We start from the raw sequence: 25,357 nt of genomic DNA on the forward strand, positions 1-25,357 counted from the left end.
CGCCGTTCCCGCCGGGGCCGCAGCAGGGCGCCCCGTTCCAGGCCCCGCCGCCGTTCCCCGGTCCGCCGCAGGGTGCGCCGCCGCAGGCGCCCGGGCCGTTCCCGGGCGCGCCCGTGCCGCCGCCGCAGCCGGGTCCGGGCTTTCCGCCGCCGGGGCCCGGCCCCGCGCCGGCCGCCCCGCTGCCGCCGCCCGGTGTGCCGACCATCGGTCCGGGCACCACCGCCGTGGTCAACTACCGGGCGCCGGACGGCTCCGAGCGGAGCCTGGTGATGACGTCCGAGCCCGGCACCCCGCACCCGGAGTGGAAGGCGCTGCAGGAGCTGCGCCGGATCGGCGTGCCCGCCGACCAGGTGCTGGAGGTGCACACCGACCTGGAGCTGTGCGACCTGCCCGGCGGCTACTGCGCCCGGATGGTGAAGGCGTCCTGGCCGAACGCGCGGATCAGCCACACCGCCCCGTACGGCCGGGACACCGCGGCCCGGCAGGCCGGCATGGCGGTGCTGAGCGAGCACGTCGAGCAGCTGCACCAGCTGGTGTCCGCGCCGCCGCGCCCGCGCACCCAGCGGGTGCCGCTGCCGCCGCCCGGCTCGGTGCCGCCGCTGCCGCCGATGGTGCCGCAGCAGCTGGCCGCCGAACTGGGCCAGCTGTTCGGTCCGGGCGTGTTCCGGTTCGAGCAGCGCGCGGTGGCCCGGCAGGGCGTGCCGGACGCGGTGGCCCAGACCCTGATGTGGGTCGGCCTGCCGCGCGAGTTCCCGCCGTTCTTCTGGGCGCAGGCCCAGGAGGGCCGGCCGATTCCGACGCTGGCCGAGCTGGCCGCCGAGCGCGGACTGCCGTCCGGCCCGGACTTCGGCGGCTACCTGGTGCTCGGCAACGACTACGGCCGGCAGCTGTGCGTCCAGTACGGCACCGCCGCGGTGGTCGCCGTGGACATCGAGAACCCGGCCGAGCCGCCGCGGTTCGTCAACACCGGTGTCCCGGAGTTCGTCCGCTGCCTGACCGTGCTGGCCCGGATGTGGCATCTGCGACACGGCCTCACGCCCGAGCAGGCCGGCCGCTGGACCACCGACTTCCAGGCCCAGCTGCTGGCGGCCGATCCGGCCGCCGTGCACACGCCCGAGAGCTGGTGGGCCGTCCTGGTCGAACAGCTCTGGGACGGCCTGCTGTAAGGCATGTCCGACGATTCCTCGCCCCGTCCGCACGGCCGGTTCGCCCGGCCGCGCGGTGGCGGCCTGTTTGGTTTGCGTTCGTATCTGCGCAAAATAGGTCAATGGGACGGACCGTCCTTCCCACCGAACCACGCACCCGGCGGGGCTGCGCAGCCCGCGAGCACGAGGAGAACAGCCGAATGAGCGACGCCGTGTCCCAGTACGGCTTCACCGTCTCCCGGCGCGGCTACGCGCCCGACCAGGTCGAGGCGGCCGTCACCGCGCTCAGCCGCGAACGGGACGAGGCCTGGGAACGCCTCAGCGTGCTCGGCACCGGCCTGCGTGAGATGGAGAAGCGCCTCGCCGACATCCAGCAGGCCGCCGAGGACGCCCCCGACCCCGACTTCACCGAGCTCAGCGAGCAGGCCGCGATCCTGCTGAAGATCGCGCAGAACGAGGCCGAGGCGATCCACACCAAGGCCAAGCGCTCCGGCGAGGACGCCCGGGACGCCGCCCACGAGGCTGGCGAGTCCGCGGCCAAGGACGCCAAGCAGTTCTCCGCCAAGCAGCGCGAGGACGCCGACCGGTTCGCCCGGGGCGCCGACGAGCGCAGCCGCGCCGAGGCCGAGCGGATCCGCGCCCAGGCCGACGCCGAGGCCCGCGCCGTGGTGCACGCCGCGACCGGCCACGCCGCCCGGATCCGGGTCTCCGCCGCCGACGCCTCCGAGCAGTCCGAGGTCACCCTCGCCGAACGCCGCCGCAAGGCCGACGAGGGGTTCGCCACCGCCGAGGCCGACGCGGACGCGGTCGTCGCCAAGATCACCGCCGCCGCCGAGGCCAAGGTGAAGGAGGCCGAGCAGCACCGCGAGGCGATGCTCGCCGAGGCCCGCCGCCTCGACACCCAGGCCCAGGCCAAGGCCGACGCCGAGCTCGCCGCCGCCAAGGAGAAGGCCGCCCGGATCAAGCTCGCCAGCGAGCGCGAGCAGGTCGACTTCACCAAGCGACTCGACAAGGTCCAGACCCACCTCGACCACATCAAGGGCACCCTGGCCTCGCTCACCGGCGCCGCCGTCGGCGCGATCGAGGAGGAGCCCGAGGACGGGAAGCCGGCCGCGCCGAAGGCCGACCTCACCAAGGGCCCGGTCGCCACCGCCACCAAGCCGGCCGTCGAGAAGCCCAAGCCGGCCGTCGACCAGCCGACCGCCGTGCTCGACCGCGTCGAGGACCGGCCGACCGCGGTGCTCGACCGCGTCGAGGACCGGCCGACCGCGGTGCTCGACCGCGTCGAGGACCGGCCGGAGGCCAAGCCGCAGGCCGCCGACCCGCGCAAGCCCTACACCCCGACCGTGGCCGAGCCCCCGGCGCCGCCCGTCAAGCCCGCCAGCTTCGCCAAGGACCCGCTGCCCCCCAAGCCCGAGACCCCGCCCGCCCCGCCCGTCCCGTCGGCGGCCGCGGCCGAGCCGGAGGCGGAGACCCGCATCGTCCCCAAGATCGTCATCGTCGACGACGGGCTGAACCACGACACCCGCCCGAACCGCGACCGGATCCAGCGCCGGGGCTGAGCCCCGCGCCGCGGAACGCCACCGCCCCGCTCGGCAGCCGTCCGAGCGGGGCGGTGTGTTCTTCCGCGGTCAGTCCAGCAGGCTTTGGCCGATCCAGCCGCCGGGCGCGCAGCCGGGCGGGATCGCGAAGACGGCCGAGCCGATCGGGGTGGTCCACTGGTTGAGCAGGTCGGACGCGGCGAGGGCGCGCTGGATGGGCAGGAACTGCCCGGCGATGTCCCGTTGGAAGGACGCGAACAGCAGACCAGTGTCGGGGGTGCCGTCCGCGGCCGGGGCGTCGTCGTAGTTGAACGGGCGGCGGAAGATCCGCTGCCGGGGATCCGCCACGTGGGCCCGCCGGACGTGGGCGAACTCGGAGATGACCGGCAGGCCGAACGCGTCCCGGGCGGCGAAGTCGGGCGGGTCCGTCTCGGCGGCGCCGGTGAGCGGGGCGCCGGTGCCGAGGGTCCGGCCGATCGAGAACTCCTTGGCCCTGGTGTCGGCGGCGTCCCAGGTCTCCAGCTCCATGCGGATGCGCCGCAGCACCATGGTGGTGCCGCCGCGCAGCCACTCCGGGCCGTCTTCGGCCCACACCGCCCCGTCGAAGACGTCGCTGCCGGGCGCCGGGTTGACGGTGCCGTCGATCTGTCCCATCAGGTTGCGCTGGGTGACGCCGTCCTCCTGGACGCCGCGCCCGCGCCGGAACCCGCGCTGGGCCCAGCGCAGCCGGGCGAAGGTGCGGGCGTCCTTGACCAGCATCCGCTGGGCGTGCGCCACGGTGAGCGGATCGTCGGCGCAGATCTGGATCAGCAGGTCGCCGCCGCACCAGTGGTCCTGGAGCCGGTCGATGGAGAACACCGGCAGGGGCGCCAGCGAAGCGGGCCGCCGGTCGTCCAGCCCGGCGGCGGTGAAGAAGCCCGGGCCGAAGCCGAAGGTGACGGTCAACCGGGCGGGCAGCTCGGCGAGTTCGGCCTCGGTGTCGGCGAGCGCCGGCGCGCCCCCGGTGAGCCGGGCGGCGTCGTCGGTGAGCAGCCGCATCATCCGGCCCAGGGCCGCGCGGTCCGTTCCGCCGTCCAGGTCGAAGCCGAGGAACACGGCGTGGGCCTGGGCGGGGGTGTCGATCCCCGCCTGGTGCGGCCCGTGGAACGGGATCTTCTGGACGCCGTACCCGGGCGGCTGCGGCCGGGAGTCCCCGGTGCCGCGGTCGGCCGCGGCGACGCCGACGCCGGCCCCGGCCAGCGCCCCGCCGAGGGCGAGCGCGCCGCCGGCCAGCAGCCGGCGGCGACCGACCGCGGCGGCGGCGGGTGCGACGAGGTCGGTGGGGCTGCTGTCCATGGGGAGCTCAGCCCTTCGTCATGCCGGCGTTGTAGTCCTCCTTGGCGCCCGCGAACGCCTTGGCGACGGCGGTGAACTTCAGCGTCCGGCCGTCGTCGAGGGTCAACGTCACGGTGACTTCGTCGCCCGGCTTCACGGCCTTGGTCAGGCCCATCAGCATCACGTGGTCGGAGCCCGGCTTGAGTTCGTGGCTCGCGTTCGCCGGGATGACGAAGCCGCCCGCCTTCTGCCGCATGGTCGGCTTGCCGTCCACATCCGCGACCTCGTGCAGTTCGGTCTTCGCCGACACCGTCGAGGTGCCGGACACCACGGTGACCTTGGCGCCCGTGGTGTTGACCAGGGTGGCGAACACGCCGGTCATCTCGGTGTCGGAGGCCTTCACCCACGGGTCCTTGACCGTCAGGGGCGCCGCGTCGGCCGTGACGGCCGCGCTCGGCGAGGCCTTGGCCGAGGACGACGAGTCGCCGCTGCCGCAGGCGACGAGCGCGGAGAGGGATATCGCCCCGAGTGCCGTGGCGGCGACGAGGCGGCGCAGACGGGGGGAGCGGCCCGGAACGGTGGTGGTGGTCGGCATGGCGTGCATCGGCTTTCGGCTCGGTCGCAGGCGTGGTGGTGTCCCGCGGTTACCGCAGTGGTCGGACCGCACGGACCGGAAGTTCCCGGCATCTCGCGGGAACTTCCCGCGGGCCGCCGCCGACCACTGTCGTGTGAAGCCCCGAGTCCCCTCCCGCCCGGCGGCGGTGCCGTTCCTCACCGCACTGCTGCTGGCCGCGCTGTCCGTCCTGGCACCCGCGCCGCGGGCACAGGCGCACGCGCAGCTGCTCGCCTCCAGCCCGGCCGCGGACTCCGTGACGGCAGAGTCGCCGACGGCGGTCACGCTGAGTTTCGACAGCCCGGTGCAGCCCGGTTACACCACCGTCGCGGTCCTCGGCACCGACGGGACGCCGTACACCGACGGCACGCCGACCGCGCTCAACGGCCAGGTGCAGCAGAAGCTCGGCCGCCTGCCGAAGGGCGCCATCCAGGTCGTCTGGCGGGCCGTCGCGGCCGACGGGGCGCCGCTCCAGGGCCGCTTCACCTTCACCAACGCCGACGACACCGCCCCCGTCCAACCGCCCGCGCGCCCCTCGACGCCCGCGGCCCCGCCCGCCGCCGCCCCCGCCGCCCGGGACAGCGCGGACTGGCCGTGGTGGGCGGCGGCCGGCGGCCTGTCGGTCGCGGCGGTGGCGGCCGTGGCCGTCCTGGTGCGCCGGCCGTCCCGGGGCCGATGAGGCTCAGAGAACCTCGACGGACGCCCCCGTCAGGCGGTGGCGGCAGTCCAGGACGTACTGGGCGTGGGCGGTGACGGCGGCGTAGTCGAACTCGTCGTGGTCGGCGAGCAGGACGACCGCGTCGGCGGCGGCCAGTTCCTCGGGGGTGGCCTCGACCCGGTGGACGGTGGCGAGCGGGCCCGCGTCGTGCGGTTCGGCGACGTGGACGCCGGCGACCACGTGCGGGTCGGCGGCGCGGACTTCGGCGCCCTGGCGGGTGAGGAGCTCGACGATCCGGGCGGCCGGGGTCTCCCGGGCGTCGCCGGTGTTCTTCTTGTAGGCCAGGCCGAGCAGCAGCACCCGGGAGCCGTTGACGCTGCGGCGGCGCTGGTTGAGGGCTTCGGCCAGGCGGCGGACCACGTAGTCCGGCATGTGGCTGTTGACGTCGTTGGCGAGCTCGACGAAGCGGAACGACTGGCCGAGCGCGCGCTCCACCCGCCAGGACAGGTACGAGGGGTCGATCGGCAGGCAGTGGCCGCCGACGCCGGGGCCGGGCGTGAAGCGCAGGAAGCCGAACGGCTTGGTGGAGGCCGCGTCGATGGCCTCCCAGACGTCGATGCCGAGGTCGTGCGCGAACATCGCCAGCTCGTTGACCAGGGCGATGTTGACGTGCCGGAAGGTGTTCTCCAGCAGCTTGGTCAGCTCCGCCTCCTTGCAGGAGGAGACCGGCACGGTGCGCTCCACCAGCTGCCCGTAGAAGCCGGCCACCGCGGCCAGCCCGTCCGGCGTGGTGCCGGAGACCACCTTCGGGGTGTTCTCCAGCTTCCACTGCGGGTTGCCGGGGTCGATCCGCTCGGGGCTGTACCCGAGGTGGAAGTCGGCGCCCGCGCGCAGCCCGGAGCCGGCCTCCAGCAGGGGGGCGAGCAGTTCCTCGGTGGTGCCCGGGTAGGTGGTGGACTCCAGCACCACCGTCGCGCCGCGCTTCAGGTGCCGGGCCAGCAGCTTCGCGGACGCCTCGATGAACGACAGGTCGGGCACGCCGTCGCGCAGCGGCGTCGGGACGGTGATCACCGCGATGTCGAAGTCCGCGACGTCGGCGGGGTCGGCGGTGGGCAGGTAGCGGCCGCCGTCCAGCAGCGGTCGCAGCCGCTCGCCGGGGATGTCCTCCACGTACGACTCGCCGACCGCCAGCCGCTTGATCCGGCGTTCGTCCACGTCGTACCCGACGACCTGGTGGCCCACCTCGGCGGCGCGGACCGCGAGCGGGAGACCGACATAGCCCTGACCTGCGATGACGATGCGCATGACGAACCCAACCCCCTGGAAAAGACCGGTGTCCCCACACCTTCTTCACATGAGAGTACGGAGCCCCGGCCGTCGCGCGGGCCGCTTCGCCGGAAGTGGCCGGAGGCCGGCGTGCCGACGCCGAGATCTCGCGGCGCCCGCCCCAGGCGGGCGCCGCGAGTCCCGGCGTGAGTGGCACGGGCGCCCCCACCCAGGGTCGCCCGGCCTTCGCACTCCCGACCCCCATCGAGGTGCGATCGCGCTTCCGCAGCCATCCCCCACGGTTGGATGCGGCCTGCGCTGCACACCATCCTGCGCGGCGACCATGGACGGACAGTGACAGGAGTGTGTCGACTGCATGATCTCTGGACGAGTCTGTACGAATAGCGGCGAGTCGACCCGACGCCCCCGGTCCGGGACGCCGCGCCACGTGCCCGGGCCCGCGCGGCGTAGGCTGGACACCCCCCGGGCGCACCGCGTTCCGGGACTGTCGCGCTGCCCGGCCGCCGTCTGCTGCCGGGCCACTCCCCGCCGTGGAGAACTTGACGTATGAGCCTGTCCGGACTGCTCGATGTCGTCGTACGGGACGCCGCCCTCGCCGAGGCGATCGAGGCGGCGGCCACGGGCCACAGGCAGCACCTCGACCTGGTCGGCCCGCCCGCCGCCCGGCCGTTCGCGATCGCGGCGCTGGCCCGCTCCCTGGCCGCCCGGGCCGGCGAGGGCGGCCGCCCGGTCCTGGCGGTGACCGCCACCGGCCGGGAGGCCGAGGACCTCGCCGCCTCGCTGCGCTCCCTGCTGCCCCCCGACGCGGTCGCCGAGTTCCCGGCCTGGGAGACGCTGCCGCACGAGCGGCTCTCCCCGCGCTCGGACACCGTCGGCCGCCGCCTCGCGGTGCTGCGCCGGATCGTCCACCCGCGCGCCGACGACCTGGCCGCCGGGCCGGTGCAGGTGGTGGTCGCCCCCGTGCGCAGCGTGCTGCAGCCGCAGGTGAAGGGCCTGGCCGAACTGGAGCCGGTGGCCCTGCAGCGCGGTGAGCAGCACGACCTGGGCGAGATCGCCCGCAAGCTGTCGGCCGCCGCCTACGCGCGGGTCGAACTGGTCGAGAAGCGCGGCGAGTTCGCGGTTCGCGGCGGCATCCTGGACGTCTTCCCGCCGACCGAGGAGCACCCGCTGCGGGTGGAGTTCTGGGGCGACGACGTCGAGGAGATCCGCTACTTCAAGATCGCCGACCAGCGGTCGCTGGAGATCGCCGAGCACGGCCTGTGGGCGCCGCCCTGCCGGGAGCTGCTGCTGACCGACGAGGTGCGCGGCCGGGCCGCCGAACTGGCCGCCCAGCACCCCGAGTTGGGCGAGATCCTGGACAAGATCGCGCAGGGCATCGCGGTCGAGGGCATGGAGTCGCTGGCCCCCGTGCTGGTCGACGACATGGAGCTGCTGCTCGACGTGCTGCCCACCGGCTCGATCGCGGTGGTCTGCGACCCCGAGCGGGTCCGCACCCGGGCCGCCGACCTGGTCGCCACCAGCCAGGAGTTCCTGGCCGCGTCCTGGGTGGCCGCCGCCGCGGGCGCCGACCGCCCGATCGACCTGGAGGCGATCGACGTCTCCGCCGCGTCCCTCTGGTCGCTGGCCGACGTGCGCGAGCACGCCGCGGGGATCGGGCTGCCCTGGTGGTCGGTGAGCCCGTTCGCGACCAGCGACTCGACGGTGTCGGAGATTTTGGAGTTCGATGCCGACACGCTGACGCTCGGCATGCACGCCGTGGAGGCGTACCGCGGCGACACCGCGCGGGCGATCTCCGACGCACGGGAACGGCTGGCTGCCGACTGGCGCGTGGTGCTGGTGACGGAGGGCCACGGCCCGGCCGCCCGGCTGGCCGAGGTGCTCGGCAACGAGGGCATCCCGGCCCGGCTGGTCGCCGACCTGGGCGAGGCCCCCACCCGGGACGTCGTGTACGTCTCCTGCGGCTCGATCGAGCACGGCTTCGTCGACGAGGCCCTCAAGCTCACCGTCATCACCGAGACCGACCTGTCCGGCCAGAAGTCCTCCACCAAGGACATGCGCCGGATGCCGTCCCGCCGCCGCAACGCCATCGACCCGCTGGCGCTGGCCGCCGGCGACTACGTGGTGCACGAGCAGCACGGCGTCGGCCGGTACGTGGAGATGGTGCAGCGCACCGTGCAGGGCGCCACCCGCGAGTACCTGGTGCTGGAGTACGCGCCCGCCAAGCGCGGCCACCCCGGCGACCGGCTGTTCGTGCCCACCGACCAGCTCGACCAGGTCACCAAGTACGTCGGCGGCGAGGCCCCGACGCTGCACCGCCTCGGCGGCGCGGACTGGGCGAAGACCAAGCAGCGCGCCAAGAAGGCCGTCAAGGAGATCGCCGCCGACCTGATCAAGCTGTACTCGGCCCGGATGGCTGCCCCCGGCCACGCCTTCGGCCAGGACACCCCCTGGCAGCGGGAGTTGGAGGACGCCTTCCCGTACGCCGAGACGCCCGACCAGCTGACCACCATCGGCGAGGTCAAGTCGGACATGGAGAAGTCCGTCCCGATGGACCGGCTGATCTGCGGCGACGTCGGCTACGGCAAGACCGAGATCGCCGTCCGGGCCGCCTTCAAGGCCGTGCAGGACGGCAAGCAGGTGGCCGTGCTGGTGCCCACCACGCTGCTGGTGCAGCAGCACTTCTCGACCTTCGCCGAGCGGTACGCGAACTTCCCGGTCAACGTGAAGGCGCTGTCCCGGTTCCAGACCGACACCGAGGCCAAGGCCGTCCTGGAGGGCCTGTTCGAGGGCTCGGTGGACGTGGTCATCGGAACGCACCGGCTGTTCTCCTCGGAGACCCGATTCAAGGACCTCGGCCTGGTCATCGTCGACGAGGAGCAGCGCTTCGGCGTCGAGCACAAGGAGCAGCTGAAGAAGCTGCGGGCCAACGTGGACGTGCTCACCATGTCCGCCACCCCGATCCCGCGCACCCTGGAGATGGCGGTCACCGGCATCCGCGAGATGTCCACCATCACCACCCCGCCGGAGGAGCGCCACCCCGTCCTGACCTTCGTCGGCCCGTACGACGAGAAGCAGATCGCCGCCGCGATCCGGCGCGAACTGCTGCGCGAGGGCCAGGTGTTCTACATCCACAACCGGGTCGAGTCGATCGACAAGGCGGCCGCCCGGCTCAAGGACCTGGTGCCCGAGGCGCGGGTCGCCACCGCGCACGGACAGATGGGGGAGACCCAGCTGGAGAAGGTGGTGGTCGACTTCTGGGAGAAGGAGTTCGACGTCCTGGTCTCCACCACCATCGTCGAGTCCGGCATCGACATCTCCAACGCCAACACCCTGATCGTCGAACGCGGCGACACCTTCGGCCTCTCCCAGCTGCACCAGCTCCGCGGCCGGGTCGGCCGAGGCCGGGAACGCGGCTACGCGTACATGCTGTACCCGCCGGAGAAGCCGCTCACCGAGACCGCGCACGAGCGCCTCGCCACCATCGCCCAGCACACCGAGATGGGCGCCGGCATGTATGTCGCCATGAAGGACCTGGAGATCCGCGGCGCGGGCAACCTGCTCGGCGGCGAACAGTCCGGCCACATCGCGGGCGTCGGCTTCGACCTCTACATGCGGATGGTCGGCGAAGCCGTCGCCGACTTCCGCCAGTCCCTGGAGGCCGGCGGCGGCGAACCGGAGGAGGAGCCGCTCGAAGTCAAGATCGAGCTGCCGGTCGACGCGCACGTCCCGCACGACTACGCGCCCGGCGAGCGGCTGCGGCTCCAGGCGTACCGGTCGATCGCGGCCGTCAACTCCGAGGACGACATCACCCAGGTCCGCGAGGAGCTGACGGACCGTTACGGAAAGCTCCCCGAGCCGGTCGAGAACCTCCTGCTGGTGGCCGGCCTGCGACTGTTCGCCCGGCGCTGCGGCATCGGCGACATCACCCTCCAGGGCGCCTTCGTCCGCTTCGGCCCGGTCGACCTGCGCGAGTCCCAGCAGCTCCGCCTGAACCGGCTCTACCCCCGCACCCAGATCAAGTCCGCCGCCCAGCAACTCCTCGTCCCCCGCCCCGGCTCCGGCGGCCGGATCGGCGGCAAGCCGCTGGTGGGGCGTGAACTGCTGTCCTGGTGCACGGAGTTCCTGAGCACGATGTTCGACGACCTCAAGCGGTAGTCGGGGCGAGCACCACCAGGGGCGCGTGGGGGAGGCACCCCCGCGCGCCCCTGTTCCGTCCCCCCTCGGCGTTTACAGCTTCCACTGGCCGGTCTGCTGCGCGAAGCCGCTGTCCAGCGCGAACTGGATCTTGTCGAGCTTGGCGTCCGCCGGGACCTCGAAGGTGATGAAGCCGAGGGCGGTCTCGCCGGGGGCGATGTTCGCGGGGACGGGGAACTCGGGGCCGGCCTTGGTCTCGGCGACGGTCGAGCCGTAGCCCTGGCCCTTGTCGTCGATGACCTTCGCGCTGTTGGCCGGGGCGTCGGCGTAGGCCGCGCTGCCGGTGGCCTTGATCCGGAACTGGACCGAGACGAAGCGCTTGCCGTCGGCGGCCTTCGTGTACTCGTCCGCGCCCTCGGCGTTGTCGGCGACCTTCACCAGCGTGACGTCCGCGGTGTTGCTCTTCTCGGTGCCCTTGAGGCCGATGGTGTCGCCGACCTTGGCGGTCGAGGCGGCGGCCTTGCCCTGGTCGCCGGAGGCGGTGTTCGCGGCGGAGGCGGCGCTCTTGGGGGTGGTGGAGACGGAGTTGTCGGGGCCGCAGGCGGTCGCGGCGGCGAGCAGGCAGGCGCCGAGGAGGACGGCGGCGGTGCGGCGGGTGCTGATGCGGACGGACGACTCAAGCATGGCGGGTCTCTCCCCCAGGTTTTCTGCGGTGGGCCGGGGTTCCGGCGACGACTCCAGTAAAGCCTCGACTGTGAACAGTGTCAATGACGATTCACGAAACCTCTCTGTTCACGTGTGAACGCTCCCGGAAATCGGCCTGGCTATGCTGTGTGGCCACACCACGCTGCTGAGGAGCCCGCGCATGTCGGAAAGTCCCGAGGTCACGGCCGCCGAGATCGCCCGGCTCGCCGGTGTCGGCAGGGCCGCGGTGTCCAACTGGCGCCGTCGTCACGTCGACTTCCCGCGGCCCGCGGGCGGCACCGAGACCAGCCCGACGTTCCGGCTCGACCAGGTCGAGCAGTGGCTGCGGGCACAGGGGAAACTCGCCGAACTGCCGCTGCTGGAACGGGTCTGGCAGCAGCTGGAGACGCTCCGCGACCCGTCCGGATCGGCCGTCGCCCCGCTGGTGGAGGCGGGTTCGCTGCTGCTCCTGCTGCACCGTGAGCCGTCCGCGTGGGCGGAGCTCGCCGAGCAGTCGGACACCCGGCTGGCCACCGCGCTGCCCAAGGCGCTGCGCCGCGCCGCCGGCACGCTGCTCGGGCCGGCCGCGGCCGCGACCCTCGCCCTGCCGTTGATCGCCGGCGCCACCCAGCTGGACCTGGCCCGGCTGCTCGCCCGACTGGCCGCGGAGAACGGTCCGGCCGCCGCGTACGAGCAGCTGCTGACCAGGTACACCGAGGCCAACCCCCGTCTGCAGCAGCCGATTCCGGACGAGACCGCCGCCCTGCTGGCCGCGCTGGCCGGCGCGCCGGGCGAGGACCGGACGGTGCTGGACCCGGCGTGCGGCGCCGGCGGGGTGCTGCTGGCCGCCGCGCCCGCCGCGCGCCTCGGGCAGGACGCCGACCCCGGCCTGGCCGGCGTCGCACTGCTGCGCCTCGCGCTGACCGCCCCCGCCGACCGCCCCGGCCCGCTGCCGGTGGACGTCCGCGCGGGCGACGCGCTGCGCGCCGACGCCTTCCCCGGGGTGGCCGCCGACGCGGTGCTGTGCCGGCCGCCGTACAACGAACGCGACTGGGGCCACGACCAGTTGCAGTACGACAGCCGCTGGCCCGGCGGGGTGGTGCCGCCGCGCGGCGAGTCCGAACTGGCGTGGGTGCTGCACTGCCTGGCGCACACCCGCCCCGGCGGGACGGCCGTGCTGCTGCTGCCGCCCACCGTGGCGTCCCGCCGGGCCGGCCGCCGGGTGCGGGCCGAACTGGTCCGCTCGGGGGCGCTGCGCGCCGTGATCGCCCTGCCCGCCGGCGTCGCCCCGCCGTACGGGGTGCCGCTGCACGTGTGGGTGCTGCGCGGACCGGAGCCCGGCGACGACTTCCGGCACCTGCTGCTGCTGGACGCCGCCGCCGACGGCGGCCGGGAGCGGATCGACCGCGCCGCGCTCCGGAGCGACGTCCTGACGGCGTGGCAGGCGTTCGACCGGGCCGCCCGGACCGGCGGCCCGCTGCCCGCCGACCGGCCCGGCCGCTCCCGGGCGGTCCCCGCGCTCGACCTGCTGGACGACGAGACCGACCTCACCCCGGCCCGCCACCTGCCCGCGCTGCCCGCCGAGGCCGCCCCCGACGCGCTGACCGCCCTGCGCACCCGCCTGTCCGCCGAACTCGCCCGGCTCGCCGACCTGGACGCCGCGCTGCCCGCCCTCGCCGCCACCGGCGCGGCCGCGCCCCCGCAGGTCAGCATCGGCGAACTGGCCCGCTCCGGCGCCCTGGAGGTGCACTCCTCCGGCCAGGGCGCCCCCGCCCGCCCCGGCGGCCGCACCCCGCTGCTCACCGACCAGGACCTGCAGTCCGCCGCCCCGCCGAGCGCCGCCACGGACGCCGAAGGGACGGTGACGGTACGTCACGGCGACGTGCTGGTACCGGCATTGGGCGGTGACGGCGCCCAGGCGGTGCACCCCGGCAGCCCGTACGCGGACGCCGCGCTCGGAGCCCGGCTGCACCTGCTGCGGCCCGACCCGGCCCTGCTCGACCCGGACTTCCTGGCCGGACAGCTGCGCGCCACCGGCGCCGGCCGCCGGGCCAGCAGCTACGCCTCCACCACCAGCCGGTTGGACATCCGGCGGGTCGAGGTGCCGCGCGTCCCCGTCGAACAGCAGCGGGTGCTGGGCGCGGAGTTCCGTCGACTCGCCGAGTACGAGGCGGCCCTGACCCGCGCCACCACCGAGGCCCGCACCCTGACCCGGGCACTCACCGACGCCCTCGCCGCAGGAGCGGCGAAGCCGCTCTGACCCGCGACCGGGATCGGCGAAGCCGTTCCGCGACTCGACCCGTGGCAGCAACTCCCGGTGGAGGTAGCGTGTGCGCAGCACTTGCCCCGCCGTCGTCGAGGAGCGTCCATGCCCGCCCGCGCCGTGTCCGGCCCGTACCGGATCTGGGTGACGCTGCTGTGCGCCGCGCTGCCGGTGCTGACCCTCGGGTTCCTCGGCATGGTGCCGTCGGCGGTGCTCGCGGCCGGGCGGCGGCGGCCGGCCGACCTGGTCGGCGCGGTCGTCGTCGGGCTGATGCAGCTGGGGATGTTCGTGGCGCTCGGGCTGACCCCGACGGGCGGGACGCTCAACACCTGGGTCGCGCTGCTGCTGGTGATCCCGCTGTGGATCGGTACGCCGGTGCACTTCCTGGTGATGAACCAGCGCCGGTTCTGGCCGGCGGCCGACGCCCCGGCGCCGTACCCGTACCCGGCCTACCGGCCGTACCCGGCGTCGGCCCCGACGTACCCGGCCGCCGGCCCGTACGCCGGCCACCCGTACACCGACCACCCGTACGCCGACCACCCGCAGGCCGTCACCCGGCCGGTGCCGCCCGCCGTGCCGCCGGCCGGCGCGGCTGGCGCGGCCGGTGCGACCGGGGCCGCGGAGCTGCGCGAGCTCGGTGAGTTGTTGCGCCGTCAGGCCGGGGACGGGCAGCCGTGAGCCGCACCGTCGGCGGGCGGTACCTGCTCGACGAGAAGATCGGGCACGGCGGGATGGGGCAGGTCTGGGCCGCCCGGGACCAGCAGTTGGGCCGGTCGGTCGCGGTCAAGCTGCTGCGCACCGACGCGGTGCCGCACCCGGCCGGTCGCGGCGACAGCCAGGGCGATCTGCTGCGGCAGCGGTTCCTGCGCGAGTGCCGGATCGGCGCGTCCCTCGACCACCCCGGGCTGGTCACCGTGTACGACGCGGGCGCCGACGGGGACGAGCTCTACCTGGTGATGCAGCGGGTGCCCGGGCTGAGCCTGGCCGACCTGATCGCCGAGGAGGGCCCGTTCACCGTCGAGCGGGCCGTCGCCGTGGCCGGGCAGCTGTGCGCCGCGCTGGCCGCCGTGCACGGGGCGCGGGTGGTCCACCGGGACCTCAAGCCGAGCAATGTGATGGTCCGTCCGGACGGGCGGGTGGTGCTGCTCGACCTCGGCATCGCCGCCGCCGTCGACCCCGCCGCCACCCGCCTCACCCTCACCGGCAGCCCGATCGGCAGCCCCGCCTACATGGCCCCCGAACAGGCCATGGCCACCGACACCGACCGCCGCAGCGACCTGTACGCGCTCGGCTGCATGCTGCACGAGATGCTGGCCGGCGGCCCCCCGTTCCCGGCGCCCACCGCGCTCGGCGTGCTGCGCCGCCAGGTCGACGACCCGCCGCAGCCGCTGCGTGCGCTGCGCGCGGAAGTCCCGCCCGTGCTGGAGGAGTTGGTGCTGCGGCTGCTCGCCAAGCAGCCGGACCGGCGGCCCGCGGACGCGGCCGAGGTGCACGCCCTGCTGCTGCCGCTGCTGCCCGTTCCGGCGGGCCGGCCGCGCACCCTGCTGCCGGTCGTCCCCGACCCGGCGGACCCGTACCGCTACCCCCACCACCCCGGGCCCGCCGGCGGGGCCGTCCTGCTGCCGCCGCCGCCCGTGCCCGCGGCCCCGCCCGCGGTCCCGCCGCCGGCCGCGCGGCCCGGGCAGGAGACGCTGGCGGGGGCCTGCGCCCGGCTCTCCGACCTGGTCGCGGCCGGCCGGCACACCGAGGTGCTCGACCTGTCCGCCCGGCTGCTGCCCCGGGCCGTCGCCGAACAGGGCGAGGCCGCGCCGCTGGTGCACACCGTGCGCGCCATCCGGGCCCGCACCCTGCTCGCCGAACGCCACTGGGGCGAGGCGCTGCCCGAACTGCGCCTGCTGGCCGCCGCCGCGGCCGCCGAACGCGGCCCGCACGACCCGGCCGCCCTCGACCACCGCCGGCACGCCGCCCGCTGCCTGGAACAGCTCGGCCTCGCCCACGACGCCCTCGCCGAGTACCGGGCCGTCCTCGCGGCCCTCCCGCCCGACTCCCCGCACGCCCCGGAGCTGCGCGAACGCATCGGCCTCCTGCTCGCCGCCACCGGCCACGCCGAGACCGGCTGGCAGACCCTGCTGGAACTCCTGCTGGAGACCGAACGCCGTCACGGCCCCCACCACCCCGACGTCCGCCGGCTGCGCACCCACCTGGAACAGCTCGGCGCCCACCGCACCACCGCCAACCCGTACGCGACCTGACGATCGATCAGGTTCGGGGTTCGGGCCGCCGGCGCAGTCGACCCCGGACGGGCCACCGTGCGCGCGGGGTCTGGCACCCGGGGGCGGGGCTCCCTATTGTTCGTCCCAGCCACGAACGCGACGCACCACCGGAACGCGCTCCATCGACCAGGAGGCCCCAGTGACCCGCACCAGCACCGTCCGACGACTGCGCGCCGCCCTCGGCGTGGCGATCGCCGCCGCCGCGCTCTCCGCCTGCGGCGGGGCACCGGCGCACCAGGGCGCCGCCGCCGTGGTCGGCGACGAGCGGATCACCATCGCGCAGGTGCAGGCGAGGCTGTCGGCGGTCCGCGAGGTCGGCGGTGCGCAGGCCGGCGCCCCCGCGGCGAACGAGCAGCCCGGGCTGGTCCGGCACGCGGTCAACGACCTGATCCTCGACAAGGTCATCGACCGGGCCCTGACGGAACGTCGGCTGACGGTCGACGCGAGCGAGATCGGCGCCGCCAAGGCCGCGGACAGCCGCACCGTGGGCGGTGACGCCAAGCTGGCCGAGCTGCTGCGGGTCAAGCAGGGCGTGCCGGCCGGCGGGATCGACGACTTCTACCGCCAGCAGCTCGGCCTCGCCAAGCTGGCCGGCGGCCAGGACCCGACCGGCGCCGCCGGCGACGCCACGATCCGCAAGGCCCTGGTGGACGCGGGCACCGCCCTGCACATCCAGGTCAACCCGCGCTACGGCACGTGGGACGCCGCCCGGATCGGGCTCACCGACACCACCGACAACTGGCTGCCGATGAACGTCCGCCCGCTCTGACCGGACGGTCCGGTCCCGTCCAGTACAGCCCCTCCCGTCCAGTACAGCCCCGGCTGGCACAGCGGCAGCTCGCAGCTGCCGCCCCAGGAGGTGTCACCGGACGGAGTCGCGCCGTCGGCCCGCACCATCGCCGACGGCGCGTACTGCGTCGCCGCGACCACCGCCGGGGCCGCGCCGGCCAGGGCGAGCAGCAGACCGGCGAACGCGGCGGTGCGGGCGAAGCGCTTCATGGCAGGTCCTCCTGGGGACGGTGAAGAACGGATCTTGGTGCCCGGTTCCCGATCCCGGGGCCGGCGCCTGGAACTAGCATGGCGAGCGCGGGGTGCCCGAACCATCGTGCAGCCACCTCACCAACTGCTCTGGCAGCAAGACGACCGGGGGACGAAAATGGACCTGTTGGCCCAAACGCCGTGCGCCGGAACCGAGTTCGTACCCGATCCGGCCGACGCCGCGGCCTACGCCTGGGTGCTGGAGCACGGCCGCCTCGACCCCGCCGCACTGGCCGGGCACTTCACCCGCCAGGGGCTCGACCCGGCCGCCGCCGGCGACGCCTTGGACCGGCTGACCGCCTGGCAGCTGCTCCAGCCCGACCCGTCCGACCCCGGACGCTGGCGGGCCGTGCCCCCGCAGACCGCGATCACCGCCCTCGCCGCCCCCGTCGAGGCCGCGATCCAGCGCAGCCGCGCCGAACTCGCCGAACGCCAGGCCCGGGTGGCCGGCTTCCTGCCCTTCCACCAGGCCGTCCGGGACTCCGGCGGCGCCGGCGAGATCGAGGTGATCGCCGACCTGCTGAACGTCCGCGCCGCACTCGACCGGGCCTCCGCCGAATGCCGCAGCGAAGTCATCACCAGCCAGCCCGGCGGCGGCTCCCGGGTGCCCGACGCGATGGAGGAGGCACTGCGCCGCGACCGCGCCCTGCTCGGCCGCGGCGTCCGGATGCGCACCCTCTACCACCACACCGCGCGCTTCAACGGCCCCAGCCAGGCCTACGTGGAAGCCGCGACCGCCCTCGGCGCCGAGTACCGCACGGCGCACGAGCTGTTCGGCCGGCTCATCGTCTTCGACCGCGAACTCGCCTTCCTGCCGCTCAGCGACGGCACCTGGGGCGCACTGGTGGTCCGGCAGGAGGCGATGCTCGCCTACCTCTGCGACATCTTCGAGCAGGCCTGGTCGCTCGCCCGCCCGTTCGCCGCCGCCGCTGAGGACGGCCTCGAACAGGTCTCCCAGGAACTCGACCGCACCATCGTGCGGATGCTCGCCGCCGGCCTCAAGGACGAGGCCATCGCCCGCCGCCTCGGCATGTCGCTGCGCACCGCGCGCCGCCACATCGCCGACATCATGGACGAGTTGGGCGCCGAGAGCCGCTTCCAGGCCGGCGTCGCCGCCGCGAAGGCCGGCCTGCTCGACGACTGACGCCGCCTGCCGCGCGCCGGCCGCGTGTCACGTGGTCCCGGTACCGCCCGCCGGGGACCGGCAATCCGTGACTGTGCGTCAATCCAGCCGCCCCGCAGTATTGATGTCAGCGGGGCACACCGGGCCCCGCCGGGACAGCGGAGACGGAGGTGACGACATGCAGTGGGGACAGGACGAGAACCGTACGGCCGACCCGGAACGCGAGGTCGTCGCCTTCCTGAACCGCCGCCTCGGCACCGGCCCGGCACTTCTGTGGACCGACGACGTGTCGGGCGCGGCCCACTGGGCCGAGACCCTGCGTCACCACCTCGGCCGCCCCGTCGAACCCGCCCCGAGCCGGCCCGTCCGGCGGCTCACCGCGGCGGAGGACAGCAGCCTGCTGCTCTTCCAGCACCACGGCGGCAGTCGGGTCCGACCCGACGACACCGGAACCCGGCAGGGCGTCCGGCTCCTCCCCGGCCACTGGCTGCTGCTGCCTCCGGGCTGCAGCTGCGACCTCCAGTGCCGCCCCGGCGCCGAACCCCTGGCCCTGCGGATCCCGACCGCCTGACCCCCGCACCACCCGCGGCCGGGCCGAAACACGCCCCCGGCCGCCCGTTTCCTCCCGATTCATCCCCCCTCTCAACAAGGAGTTCTGTCATGGGTGTTCAGTCCACCGAGTCGGCTTCGAAGTTCGCTGCGCTGGCCCGTCAGGCGGCATTGTCGGTGGCGGTGGCCGCCGCGGTCGGTGGTGCGGTGTTCGCGCCGGCCGTGGCCCAGGCTGCGACCGCGCCGTCGGTGAGTGCCGGTCACGCCACCACGGACGGCTGCGGCGCCTGCTACCCCGACGTCATCTGATCCAGCTCGCCAATCCTCGGTTCCCCCTCTCAACAAGGAGTTTTGTCATGGGTGTTCAGTCCGCTGAGTCGGCTTCGAAGTTCGCTGCGCTTGCTCGTCAGGCGGCGTTGTCGGTGGCGGTGGCCGCTGCGGTGGGTGGTGCGGTGTTCGCGCCGGCCGTGGCCCAGGCTGCGACCGCGCCGTCGGTGAGTGCCGGTCACGCCACCACGGACGGTTGCGGCGCCTGCTACCCGGACGTCATCTGATCCACGCACCACGCCCGGGGCGCCGGCGGCCCTGCCGCCGCCGGCGCCCCGCGTCCGCCCCCGACCCCGACTTCCCCGCCCCGCCCGGACACCGGAGAGGAACACCGCCATGGACTGGCTGGAACGCTGCGTCGACGACCCCGAGACCTTCCTGCGCAAGCACTGGCGCCAGGGCCCGGTGGTGCTCCGCCCCGCCGATCCGCCCACCGAAGTGCTCACCGTGGAGAGCCTGTTCGACCTGATCGACGAGGGGACGCTGCGCGACCCGTACGCGGGGCTGTTCACCGTCGAGGGCACCGTGCCGCAGGAGGAGTACTGCCCGCCGCGGGTGATCGCCGGCCGGACGCTGGAGGGGTGCCTCGACCCGGAGCGGGTGCGGGCGCTGATCCGGGACCGCAACGCCACGCTTCAGCTGCGCTACCTCAACCACTGGCACCCGGCGGTGCGCGCGCTCACCGCCGGCCTGTCCGAGAGCCTGGGCCGGCTCACCGAGGCGTTCATGTTCTACTCGCAGCCCGGCCGGCACGGCCCGGTGCACCGCGACGAGGGCGACATCCTGGTCATCCAGCTCAGCGGCCACAAGCACTGGCAGGTGTACGGCGGGCCGACCGAGCCGAGCTGGCAGCCGGTCCGCGAGGACAACCCGGGCCCGTGCCTGCTGGACACCGTCGTCCACCCGGGCGAGGTGCTGTACGTGCCCAACGGCTACGCCCACACCGCCCGCGCCACCGAGGACGGCCCCTCGCTGCACCTGACGATCGCGCTGCGCGAGGCCTGCGCCGTCCACCTGCGCACCCAACTGCGCACCCTGCTCGCCGAGGGGCTCGAACTGCCGGCCCGCCCCCGCGACGAGGACGACCTGCTGGAGGCCGGCGCGCAGCTGCTCGACCACCTGCGCACCCGGATCGCCACCGCCGACCCCGCCGAGCTGGTGTCCGCCGCCCGCCGCGCCGCGTACAGCAGCCGTCCCACCGCCTGAACCCGCGGACCGAACCCACCCGCCTCGACCCGCCGCCCGACCCCGCTGCACGAGCCTCAGAGGAGACCCGACCATGACCGAGACCTGGCTGAGCCGCTTCGTCGCGGACGAGGAGCAGTTCCGCACCGAGCTGTGGCGCACCACCCCGGCCGTGCTGCGCCCTTCGCGCCCGCCGGTGGACGTGCTGCCCGCCGCCGAACTCGACCGACTGCTCGACCACGGCCTGCTGAAGGTGCCGTACCTGGGCCTGGTGCAGCGCGACGCCCACCTGCCCGTCGAGCGGTTCTGCCCGCCCCGGGTGGTGCTCGGCGAGGTGGTCGGGGGGTACGCCGACGGCGCGGCCGTGCGGGCGCTGATCCGGGACGAGCAGGCGACGCTGCTGCTGCGCTACGTCGACCAGTGGCACGACGGGGTGCGCGAGCTGGCCCGCGGCCTGGCCGCGGAGATCGGCCGGCAGGTCGAGGCGTTCTGGTTCCACACCCCGCCCGGCACCCAGGGCCGCCCGGTGCACCGCGACGACGCGGACGTGCTGGTGGTGCAGATCTCCGGGGCCAAGCGCTGGTGGGTGCACGGCGGGCCGGCCGACGGCAACTGGGTGCCCGACCGGGAGGACGGCGACCCGGGCGAGGTGCTGCTGGAGACCGTCCTGCAGCCGGGCGAGGTGCTGTACGTGCCGCGCGGGTTCGCGCACCGGGCCCGCGCCGAGGACGGCGCGCCGTCCACGCACCTGTCGCTGACCATCCGGGAGGCGGCCAGCGCCAACCTGTACACCGTCGCGCAGAGCCTGCTGGCCGACAGCCTCGCCCTGCCGGGCCGCCCGCTGGACGACGCCGCGCTCACCGATGCGGCCGCCGCGCTGATCGAGCACGCCACCGCGCTGCTGGCCGAGCTGACGCCCGCCGACCTGCTGGCCGTCACCCGCCAGGTCATGCTGCAGCCCGCCGGGTGACCGGCCCCGCGCGGGAAAACCGCTCGGCCGCCCCGTCCGGCGTCGTTGTAGGTTCGGTGCCGTGGACACTCCGAAGCTGATCCTGCTCACCACCACCCACCGCGTCGCACCCGGCCTGCTCGGCTGGCCGGCCTGGGAGGCCCTCCGCTCGGCGCCCGTGGTGCTGGTCGGCGTCGCCGACCACCCGCAGCTGCCCGCGCTGCGCGCCGCCGGCGTCGAGCCCCGGCTGGTCGAACGGGGCACCGCCCCGGCGCTGGCCCGGCAACTGCTCGCCGAGGCCCCCGCGGTGTGGCTGGAGAGCCCGGACGGCGACCCGGGGCTGACCGACGCGCTGGCCCGGATCGCGGTGGAGGAGGCCGGCGAGCACCCGGAGATCGAGGTGCTGCCGGGTTCGTACGACCTGCCGGGCGCCCGGCTGCTGGACCTGGTCTCGGTGATGGACCGCCTGCGCTCGCCCGGCGGCTGCCCGTGGGACGCCGAGCAGACCCACCGGAGCCTGGTGAAGTACCTGGTCGAGGAGGCGTTCGAACTGGTCGAGGCGATCGAGGAGGACGACCGGCCGACCCTCCGCGAGGAGCTCGGGGACGTGCTGCTCCAGGTGTTCTTCCACTCCCGGATCGCCGAGGAGGACGCCGAGGACCCGTTCTCGATCGACGACGTGGCGGGCGACATCGTCGAGAAGCTGATGTACCGCCACCCGCACGTGTTCGGCGACGTCAGTGTCGAGGACTCCGCCGAGACGGAGGCCAACTGGGAGCAGCTGAAGGCCGCCGAGAAGCAGCGCGAATCGGTGCTGGACGGCGTGCCGGCCGGCCTGCCCGCGCTGGCCTACGCGGCGAAGCTGGTCTCCCGGGTGCGCCGCGCGCGGTTCACCGGGGTGCCGGACGCGCCGTACGAGCTGCCCGCCGAACTCACCGCCGAGTCGGCCGGCGACCTGCTGCTGGCGATCGCCCAGCGCGGCTACGACCACGGCGTGGACGTGGACGCGGCCCTGCGGGCCGCGGCCCGGCGCTACCGCCGGGCGGTGCGGACCGCGGAGGGCCTGCCCGAGACGGACTGACGGAGGTCAGCCGGCCAGCGGGACGTCCGTGACCGGGCGGCGCTGCGCCGGGACGACCTCGCCGATCGCCTCGCCGACCAGGGCCAGCACCTCGGCCAGCGGGGCGAGGTGGCCGGGCAGCTCGACCAGCTGGACGACCCGCTCGCCGTCCGGGCCGGCGACGGCGAACAGGTCGATCGGCCCGAGGTGCTTGGCGGCGGTGTCGACCAGCGCGGCGATGTCGGCGGGGTGGTGGACGTCACCGGAGACCCCGACCACGGGGCAGCCGGGACGGTCGAGTTCGGCCGCCAGGTCCTCCGCGACGCCGGGGCGGAGATCGGCGATGAGCAGGCCGGCGGCTCCGGCGGCGGAGAACCGGCGGGCCAGGTCGCCCCCCTCGCCCCCGTCGAGCACCGCGATGACGACCACTGCACCGGCTACTCGCATGGCCTGCTCCCCTTTCAGAGCGAAACCGGGGCGGTCCGCACGCCGCCCACTGTGCTTCATCGGAGGATCGTAGGCTCGCCCCGACGCTCCGCAACAGGGATTACCCGCCAGGTGACCAGACTCACGCGACGGCGGTTCCAGATACGGTCAAGACATGCCAGATCAGCCCCACGCCGCCCACCCGCAACTCTTCACCTGGGAGTTCGCGGCCGACCCCTATCCGGCGTACGCCTGGCTGCGGGAGCACTCCCCGGTGCACCGCACCACCCTGCCCAGCGGAGTGGAGGCGTGGCTGGTCACCCGGTACGCGGACGCCCGGCAGGCGCTGGCCGACTCCCGGCTCTCCAAGAACCCGGCGCACCACAGCGAGCAGGCGCACCGCACCGGCCGGGTGGGCATCCCGGGCGAGCGGCAGGCCGACCTGATGACCCACCTGCTGAACATCGACCCGCCGGACCACACCCGGCTGCGCCGCCTGGTGTCGAAGGCGTTCACGCCGCGCCGGGTCGCCGAGTTCGAACCGCGGGTGCAGCAGCTCACCGACCGGCTGATCGACTCCTTCGCGGAGCGCGGCGAGGCCGACCTGATCCACGAGTTCGCCTTCCCGCTGCCGATCTACGCGATCTGCGACCTGCTGGGCGTCCCCGCCGAGGACCAGGACGACCTGCGCGACTGGGCCGGCATGATGATCCGACACACGGGCGGCAAGCGCGGGGGAGTGGGCCGCGCGGTCAAGCAGATCCGCGGCTACCTGGCCGACCTGATCCACCGCAAGCGGGCCGACCTCGGCGACGACCTGATCTCCGGCCTGATCCGGGCCGGTGACCACGGCGAGCACCTGACCGAGAACGAGGCCGCAGCGATGGCCTTCATTCTGCTCTTCGCGGGGTTCGAAACCACCATCAATCTGGTCGGAAACGGACTTTTCGCCCTGCTTTGCAACCCCAGCCAGCGCACCCTGCTCCAGGACTCGCTGGCCCGCGGCGAGTCGGGCCTGCTGGAGACCGGCATCGAGGAACTGCTGCGCTACGACGGCCCGGTGGAGCTGGCGACCTGGCGGTTCGCCACCCGGCCGCTGGCCATCGGCGGGGTGGACGTCCCGGTGGGCGATCCGGTGCTGGTGGTGCTGGCCGCGGCGGACCGCGACCCGGCCCGGTTCTCCGACGAGAACACCCTGGACCTGGCCCGGACGGACAATCCGCACCTCGGTTTCGGGCACGGGATCCACTACTGCATCGGCGCGCCGCTCGCCCGGCTCGAAGGGCAGCGCGCGATAGGCACACTGCTGACACGGCTGCCGGACCTCCAGCTCGCCGCCGATCCGGCCGAACTCCGTTGGCGGGGCGGGCTGATCATGCGCGGGCTGCGGGAGCTCCCGGTCTCCTTCACGCCCCGCTGACCCCGGTTTCGACCGCGGCCGACCTGCTCCCGCGCGGGATGGCCAACTGCCGTGCCGGGGGCGCGCGGTGCGCCCCTGGAGGGGCGAATGCGGACATACATGGACGGTTTGTGCACGAGATGTGAAGGTCCGTAATTTCGGCGTGATACCGGTGATATGAGCTTGTGATTGCTCATCAGCTCTGCTTACTCTCCGATCTGCCCGCAGCCGTGGGCCCCGAACGCGGCACGCCGAGTCCTGTCCACCGCGCCCTCGGGACACCGACCAGGAATTCGGACAGGAGCGGGGGACCCAGGTGTGAACGCCGTAGCAGTTCCGACGGCTTGGGGTGAAGCCGCCCGGGAGCGGACGCAGTCGCGTCCCCGCTCCCCGGCGGCCGGGCCAGCCTCCCGGTCCGAACCCGACAGCTCACCTCGCAGGCGTGCGGAGAGGAAGTCCCATGCTGTTCACCGGTTCCGGCCGTCACCGCCGTAGTACCAAGGCCGAGAAGGTCGTCGCCGCCGCAGGCGTGGCGTCCGTGGGCCTGGCCCTGCCCCTGCTGTCCGCCACCGGAGCGGCCGCCGCGCCCGCCGACACCTGGGACCGCGTCGCCCAGTGCGAGAGCGGCGGCAACTGGGCCATCAACACCGGCAACGGGTACTACGGCGGCCTGCAGTTCTCCTCCTCCACCTGGCGCGCCTACGGCGGCAGCGAGTACGCGTCCCGCGCCGACCAGGCCTCCCGCTCCCAGCAGATCGCGGTGGCCGAGCGGGTGCTCGCCTCCCAGGGCCCCGGCGCCTGGCCGGTCTGCTCGGGCAAGGCCGGCCTGACCAAGGGCGGCAGCAGCAGCTCCCAGGACACCGCCTCCCGCTCGCAGCAGCGCCCGGCCACGCCGCAGCAGCAGCAGTCGACCAAGACGACCAAGACGCCGAAGTCCCAGCAGCAGACCCCGAAGGCGCAGCAGCCGCAGCAGGGCTACAAGTCCCCGAAGCCGGCCACCACCTCGCAGGCCGCCGGGAAGTACACCGTGCAGAGCGGTGACACGCTGTCCGGCATCGCCGTCGCGCGGAACCTGTCCGGCGGCTGGGAGCAGCTGTTCCAGGCGAACCGCGACGTGATCGGCGGCAACCCCGACCTGATCGTCCCCGGGCAGGTCCTCTCGATGTGACGCCGCGGAGCGTCGGCCGGCCGGGCTGACGCTCCGTCCGTTCCGGGCGCGCGCCGAGCAGTTCGCGCCGTCCGGAACGGCCCGGTGGCGGGCAAACAGGTGAACTACCAGTGAGTAGCCGGGCCACACGGTGAGACGGGGCCCGGCCGGGCGTGGCCGCAGGCATGTCTGCGGCTAGGCTCTGGGCGTAACGACCACACATCCGCTTCCGCTAGGAGATG

The 25,357-nt window shown here is 74.4% G+C and carries 23 protein-coding genes and 1 riboswitch; of the genes, 17 read left to right on the forward strand and 6 right to left on the reverse strand.

Features of this window, described 5'->3' with window-relative positions; translation table 11 throughout:
• Together CG736_RS26735 and CG736_RS26740 are read left to right on the forward strand one after the other, a co-directional pair.
• Positions 1-1,166: SUKH-4 family immunity protein (locus tag CG736_RS26735; RefSeq protein ID WP_232734200.1), on the forward strand; the 1,166-nt coding region annotated here is incomplete at its 5' end.
• Between the two features lie 179 nt (positions 1,167-1,345).
• Complete coding sequence (locus tag CG736_RS26740) at positions 1,346-2,707, forward strand: hypothetical protein (protein WP_100588739.1); 1,362 nt, start codon at positions 1,346-1,348, stop codon at positions 2,705-2,707.
• Between the two features lie 69 nt (positions 2,708-2,776).
• On the opposite strand, the gene CG736_RS26745 is transcribed toward CG736_RS26740, so the two are convergent.
• Together CG736_RS26745 and CG736_RS26750 are read right to left on the reverse strand one after the other, a co-directional pair.
• Positions 2,777-4,021 (reverse strand): Dyp-type peroxidase, encoded by a 1,245-nt coding sequence (locus CG736_RS26745; protein WP_100588740.1) that lies wholly within the window; start codon positions 4,019-4,021, stop codon positions 2,777-2,779.
• Between the two features lie 7 nt (positions 4,022-4,028).
• Entirely contained in the window at positions 4,029-4,595 is a 567-nt protein-coding gene (locus CG736_RS26750) for a copper chaperone PCu(A)C (RefSeq protein ID WP_100588741.1), read from the reverse strand.
• Positions 4,596-4,728: 133 nt separating this feature from the next.
• On the opposite strand from CG736_RS26750, the gene CG736_RS26755 reads away from it, so the two are divergent.
• Positions 4,729-5,292, forward strand: coding sequence for a copper resistance CopC family protein (locus CG736_RS26755; protein WP_157815750.1), 564 nt, complete (start codon positions 4,729-4,731; stop codon positions 5,290-5,292).
• Between the two features lie 3 nt (positions 5,293-5,295).
• Here CG736_RS26755 and CG736_RS26760 read toward each other — a convergent pair whose 3' ends face one another.
• Positions 5,296-6,576, reverse strand: coding sequence for a nucleotide sugar dehydrogenase (locus CG736_RS26760; RefSeq protein WP_100588743.1), 1,281 nt, complete (start codon positions 6,574-6,576; stop codon positions 5,296-5,298).
• A 528-nt stretch (positions 6,577-7,104) separates the two neighbouring features.
• On the opposite strand from CG736_RS26760, the gene mfd reads away from it, so the two are divergent.
• Positions 7,105-10,713 carry a transcription-repair coupling factor gene (gene mfd, locus CG736_RS26765; protein ID WP_100588744.1) on the forward strand — a complete coding sequence of 1,203 codons (3,609 nt, stop codon included), beginning with the start codon at positions 7,105-7,107 and terminating at the stop codon, positions 10,711-10,713.
• 72 nt (positions 10,714-10,785) lie between these two features.
• Here mfd and CG736_RS26770 read toward each other — a convergent pair whose 3' ends face one another.
• Positions 10,786-11,376, reverse strand: a complete 591-nt coding sequence (locus CG736_RS26770; protein ID WP_100588745.1) for a DUF4352 domain-containing protein — start codon at positions 11,374-11,376, stop codon at positions 10,786-10,788.
• A 181-nt stretch (positions 11,377-11,557) separates the two neighbouring features.
• On the opposite strand from CG736_RS26770, the gene CG736_RS26775 reads away from it, so the two are divergent.
• The 4 genes from CG736_RS26775 to CG736_RS26790 all read left to right on the forward strand — a co-directional run bounded on the left by CG736_RS26775 (position 11,558) and on the right by CG736_RS26790 (position 16,681).
• Complete coding sequence (locus tag CG736_RS26775) at positions 11,558-13,636, forward strand: N-6 DNA methylase (RefSeq protein ID WP_198520624.1); 2,079 nt, start codon at positions 11,558-11,560, stop codon at positions 13,634-13,636.
• 108 nt (positions 13,637-13,744) lie between these two features.
• The gene (locus tag CG736_RS26780) at positions 13,745-14,317 is read left to right on the forward strand and encodes a hypothetical protein (RefSeq protein ID WP_100588747.1); all 573 of its coding nucleotides are present in this window, start codon (positions 13,745-13,747) and stop codon (positions 14,315-14,317) included.
• Positions 14,314-15,891 carry a serine/threonine-protein kinase gene (locus CG736_RS26785; RefSeq protein WP_255419035.1) on the forward strand — a complete coding sequence of 526 codons (1,578 nt, stop codon included), beginning with the start codon at positions 14,314-14,316 and terminating at the stop codon, positions 15,889-15,891. The genes CG736_RS26780 and CG736_RS26785 overlap by 4 nt, the downstream gene beginning before the upstream one ends.
• Before the next feature lie 160 nt (positions 15,892-16,051).
• On the forward strand, positions 16,052-16,681 hold the full coding sequence (locus CG736_RS26790; protein WP_100588748.1) for a SurA N-terminal domain-containing protein: 630 nt from the start codon (positions 16,052-16,054) through the stop codon (positions 16,679-16,681).
• On the opposite strand, the gene CG736_RS26795 is transcribed toward CG736_RS26790, so the two are convergent.
• On the reverse strand, positions 16,600-16,911 hold the full coding sequence (locus CG736_RS26795; RefSeq protein ID WP_100588749.1) for a hypothetical protein: 312 nt from the start codon (positions 16,909-16,911) through the stop codon (positions 16,600-16,602). The genes CG736_RS26790 and CG736_RS26795 overlap by 82 nt on opposite strands.
• A 157-nt stretch (positions 16,912-17,068) precedes the next feature.
• Between CG736_RS26795 and CG736_RS26800 the strand changes: the two genes are divergently transcribed.
• The 7 genes from CG736_RS26800 (at position 17,069) to CG736_RS26830 (ending at position 22,164) form a co-directional block, all read left to right on the forward strand.
• Positions 17,069-18,094, forward strand: coding sequence for a helix-turn-helix transcriptional regulator (locus CG736_RS26800; protein WP_100588750.1), 1,026 nt, complete (start codon positions 17,069-17,071; stop codon positions 18,092-18,094).
• 157 nt (positions 18,095-18,251) lie between these two features.
• Complete coding sequence (locus CG736_RS26805; RefSeq protein WP_043915774.1) at positions 18,252-18,644, forward strand: hypothetical protein; 393 nt, start codon at positions 18,252-18,254, stop codon at positions 18,642-18,644.
• Positions 18,645-18,733: 89 nt separating this feature from the next.
• Positions 18,734-18,931 (forward strand): hypothetical protein, encoded by a 198-nt coding sequence (locus tag CG736_RS26810; protein ID WP_043915775.1) that lies wholly within the window; start codon positions 18,734-18,736, stop codon positions 18,929-18,931.
• A gap of 47 nt (positions 18,932-18,978) precedes the next feature.
• Entirely contained in the window at positions 18,979-19,176 is a 198-nt protein-coding gene (locus CG736_RS26815; RefSeq protein WP_100588751.1) for a hypothetical protein, read from the forward strand.
• A gap of 109 nt (positions 19,177-19,285) precedes the next feature.
• A complete protein-coding gene (locus tag CG736_RS26820) occupies positions 19,286-20,155 on the forward strand; it encodes a JmjC domain-containing protein (protein ID WP_100588752.1) in 870 nt (289 codons plus the stop codon).
• Positions 20,156-20,228: 73 nt separating this feature from the next.
• Positions 20,229-21,104 (forward strand): JmjC domain-containing protein, encoded by an 876-nt coding sequence (locus tag CG736_RS26825; RefSeq protein WP_100588753.1) that lies wholly within the window; start codon positions 20,229-20,231, stop codon positions 21,102-21,104.
• Positions 21,105-21,165: 61 nt separating this feature from the next.
• The gene (locus CG736_RS26830) at positions 21,166-22,164 is read left to right on the forward strand and encodes a MazG family protein (RefSeq protein ID WP_043915778.1); all 999 of its coding nucleotides are present in this window, start codon (positions 21,166-21,168) and stop codon (positions 22,162-22,164) included.
• A gap of 6 nt (positions 22,165-22,170) precedes the next feature.
• On the opposite strand, the gene CG736_RS26835 is transcribed toward CG736_RS26830, so the two are convergent.
• A complete protein-coding gene (locus tag CG736_RS26835; RefSeq protein ID WP_157815751.1) occupies positions 22,171-22,590 on the reverse strand; it encodes an SDR family NAD(P)-dependent oxidoreductase in 420 nt (139 codons plus the stop codon).
• A 154-nt stretch (positions 22,591-22,744) separates the two neighbouring features.
• Between CG736_RS26835 and CG736_RS26840 the strand changes: the two genes are divergently transcribed.
• The gene (locus CG736_RS26840) at positions 22,745-23,989 is read left to right on the forward strand and encodes a cytochrome P450 (protein ID WP_100588755.1); all 1,245 of its coding nucleotides are present in this window, start codon (positions 22,745-22,747) and stop codon (positions 23,987-23,989) included.
• 252 nt (positions 23,990-24,241) lie between these two features.
• Positions 24,242-24,425, forward strand: a riboswitch (cyclic di-AMP (ydaO/yuaA leader).
• Positions 24,426-24,428: 3 nt separating this feature from the next.
• The gene (locus CG736_RS26845) at positions 24,429-25,136 is read left to right on the forward strand and encodes a transglycosylase family protein (protein ID WP_100588756.1); all 708 of its coding nucleotides are present in this window, start codon (positions 24,429-24,431) and stop codon (positions 25,134-25,136) included.
• Positions 25,137-25,357: the final 221 nt, after the last annotated feature.

Origin of the sequence: Kitasatospora sp. CB02891 (assembly GCF_002803145.1) — a bacterium.
GTDB lineage: Bacteria > Actinomycetota > Actinomycetes > Streptomycetales > Streptomycetaceae > Kitasatospora > Kitasatospora griseola.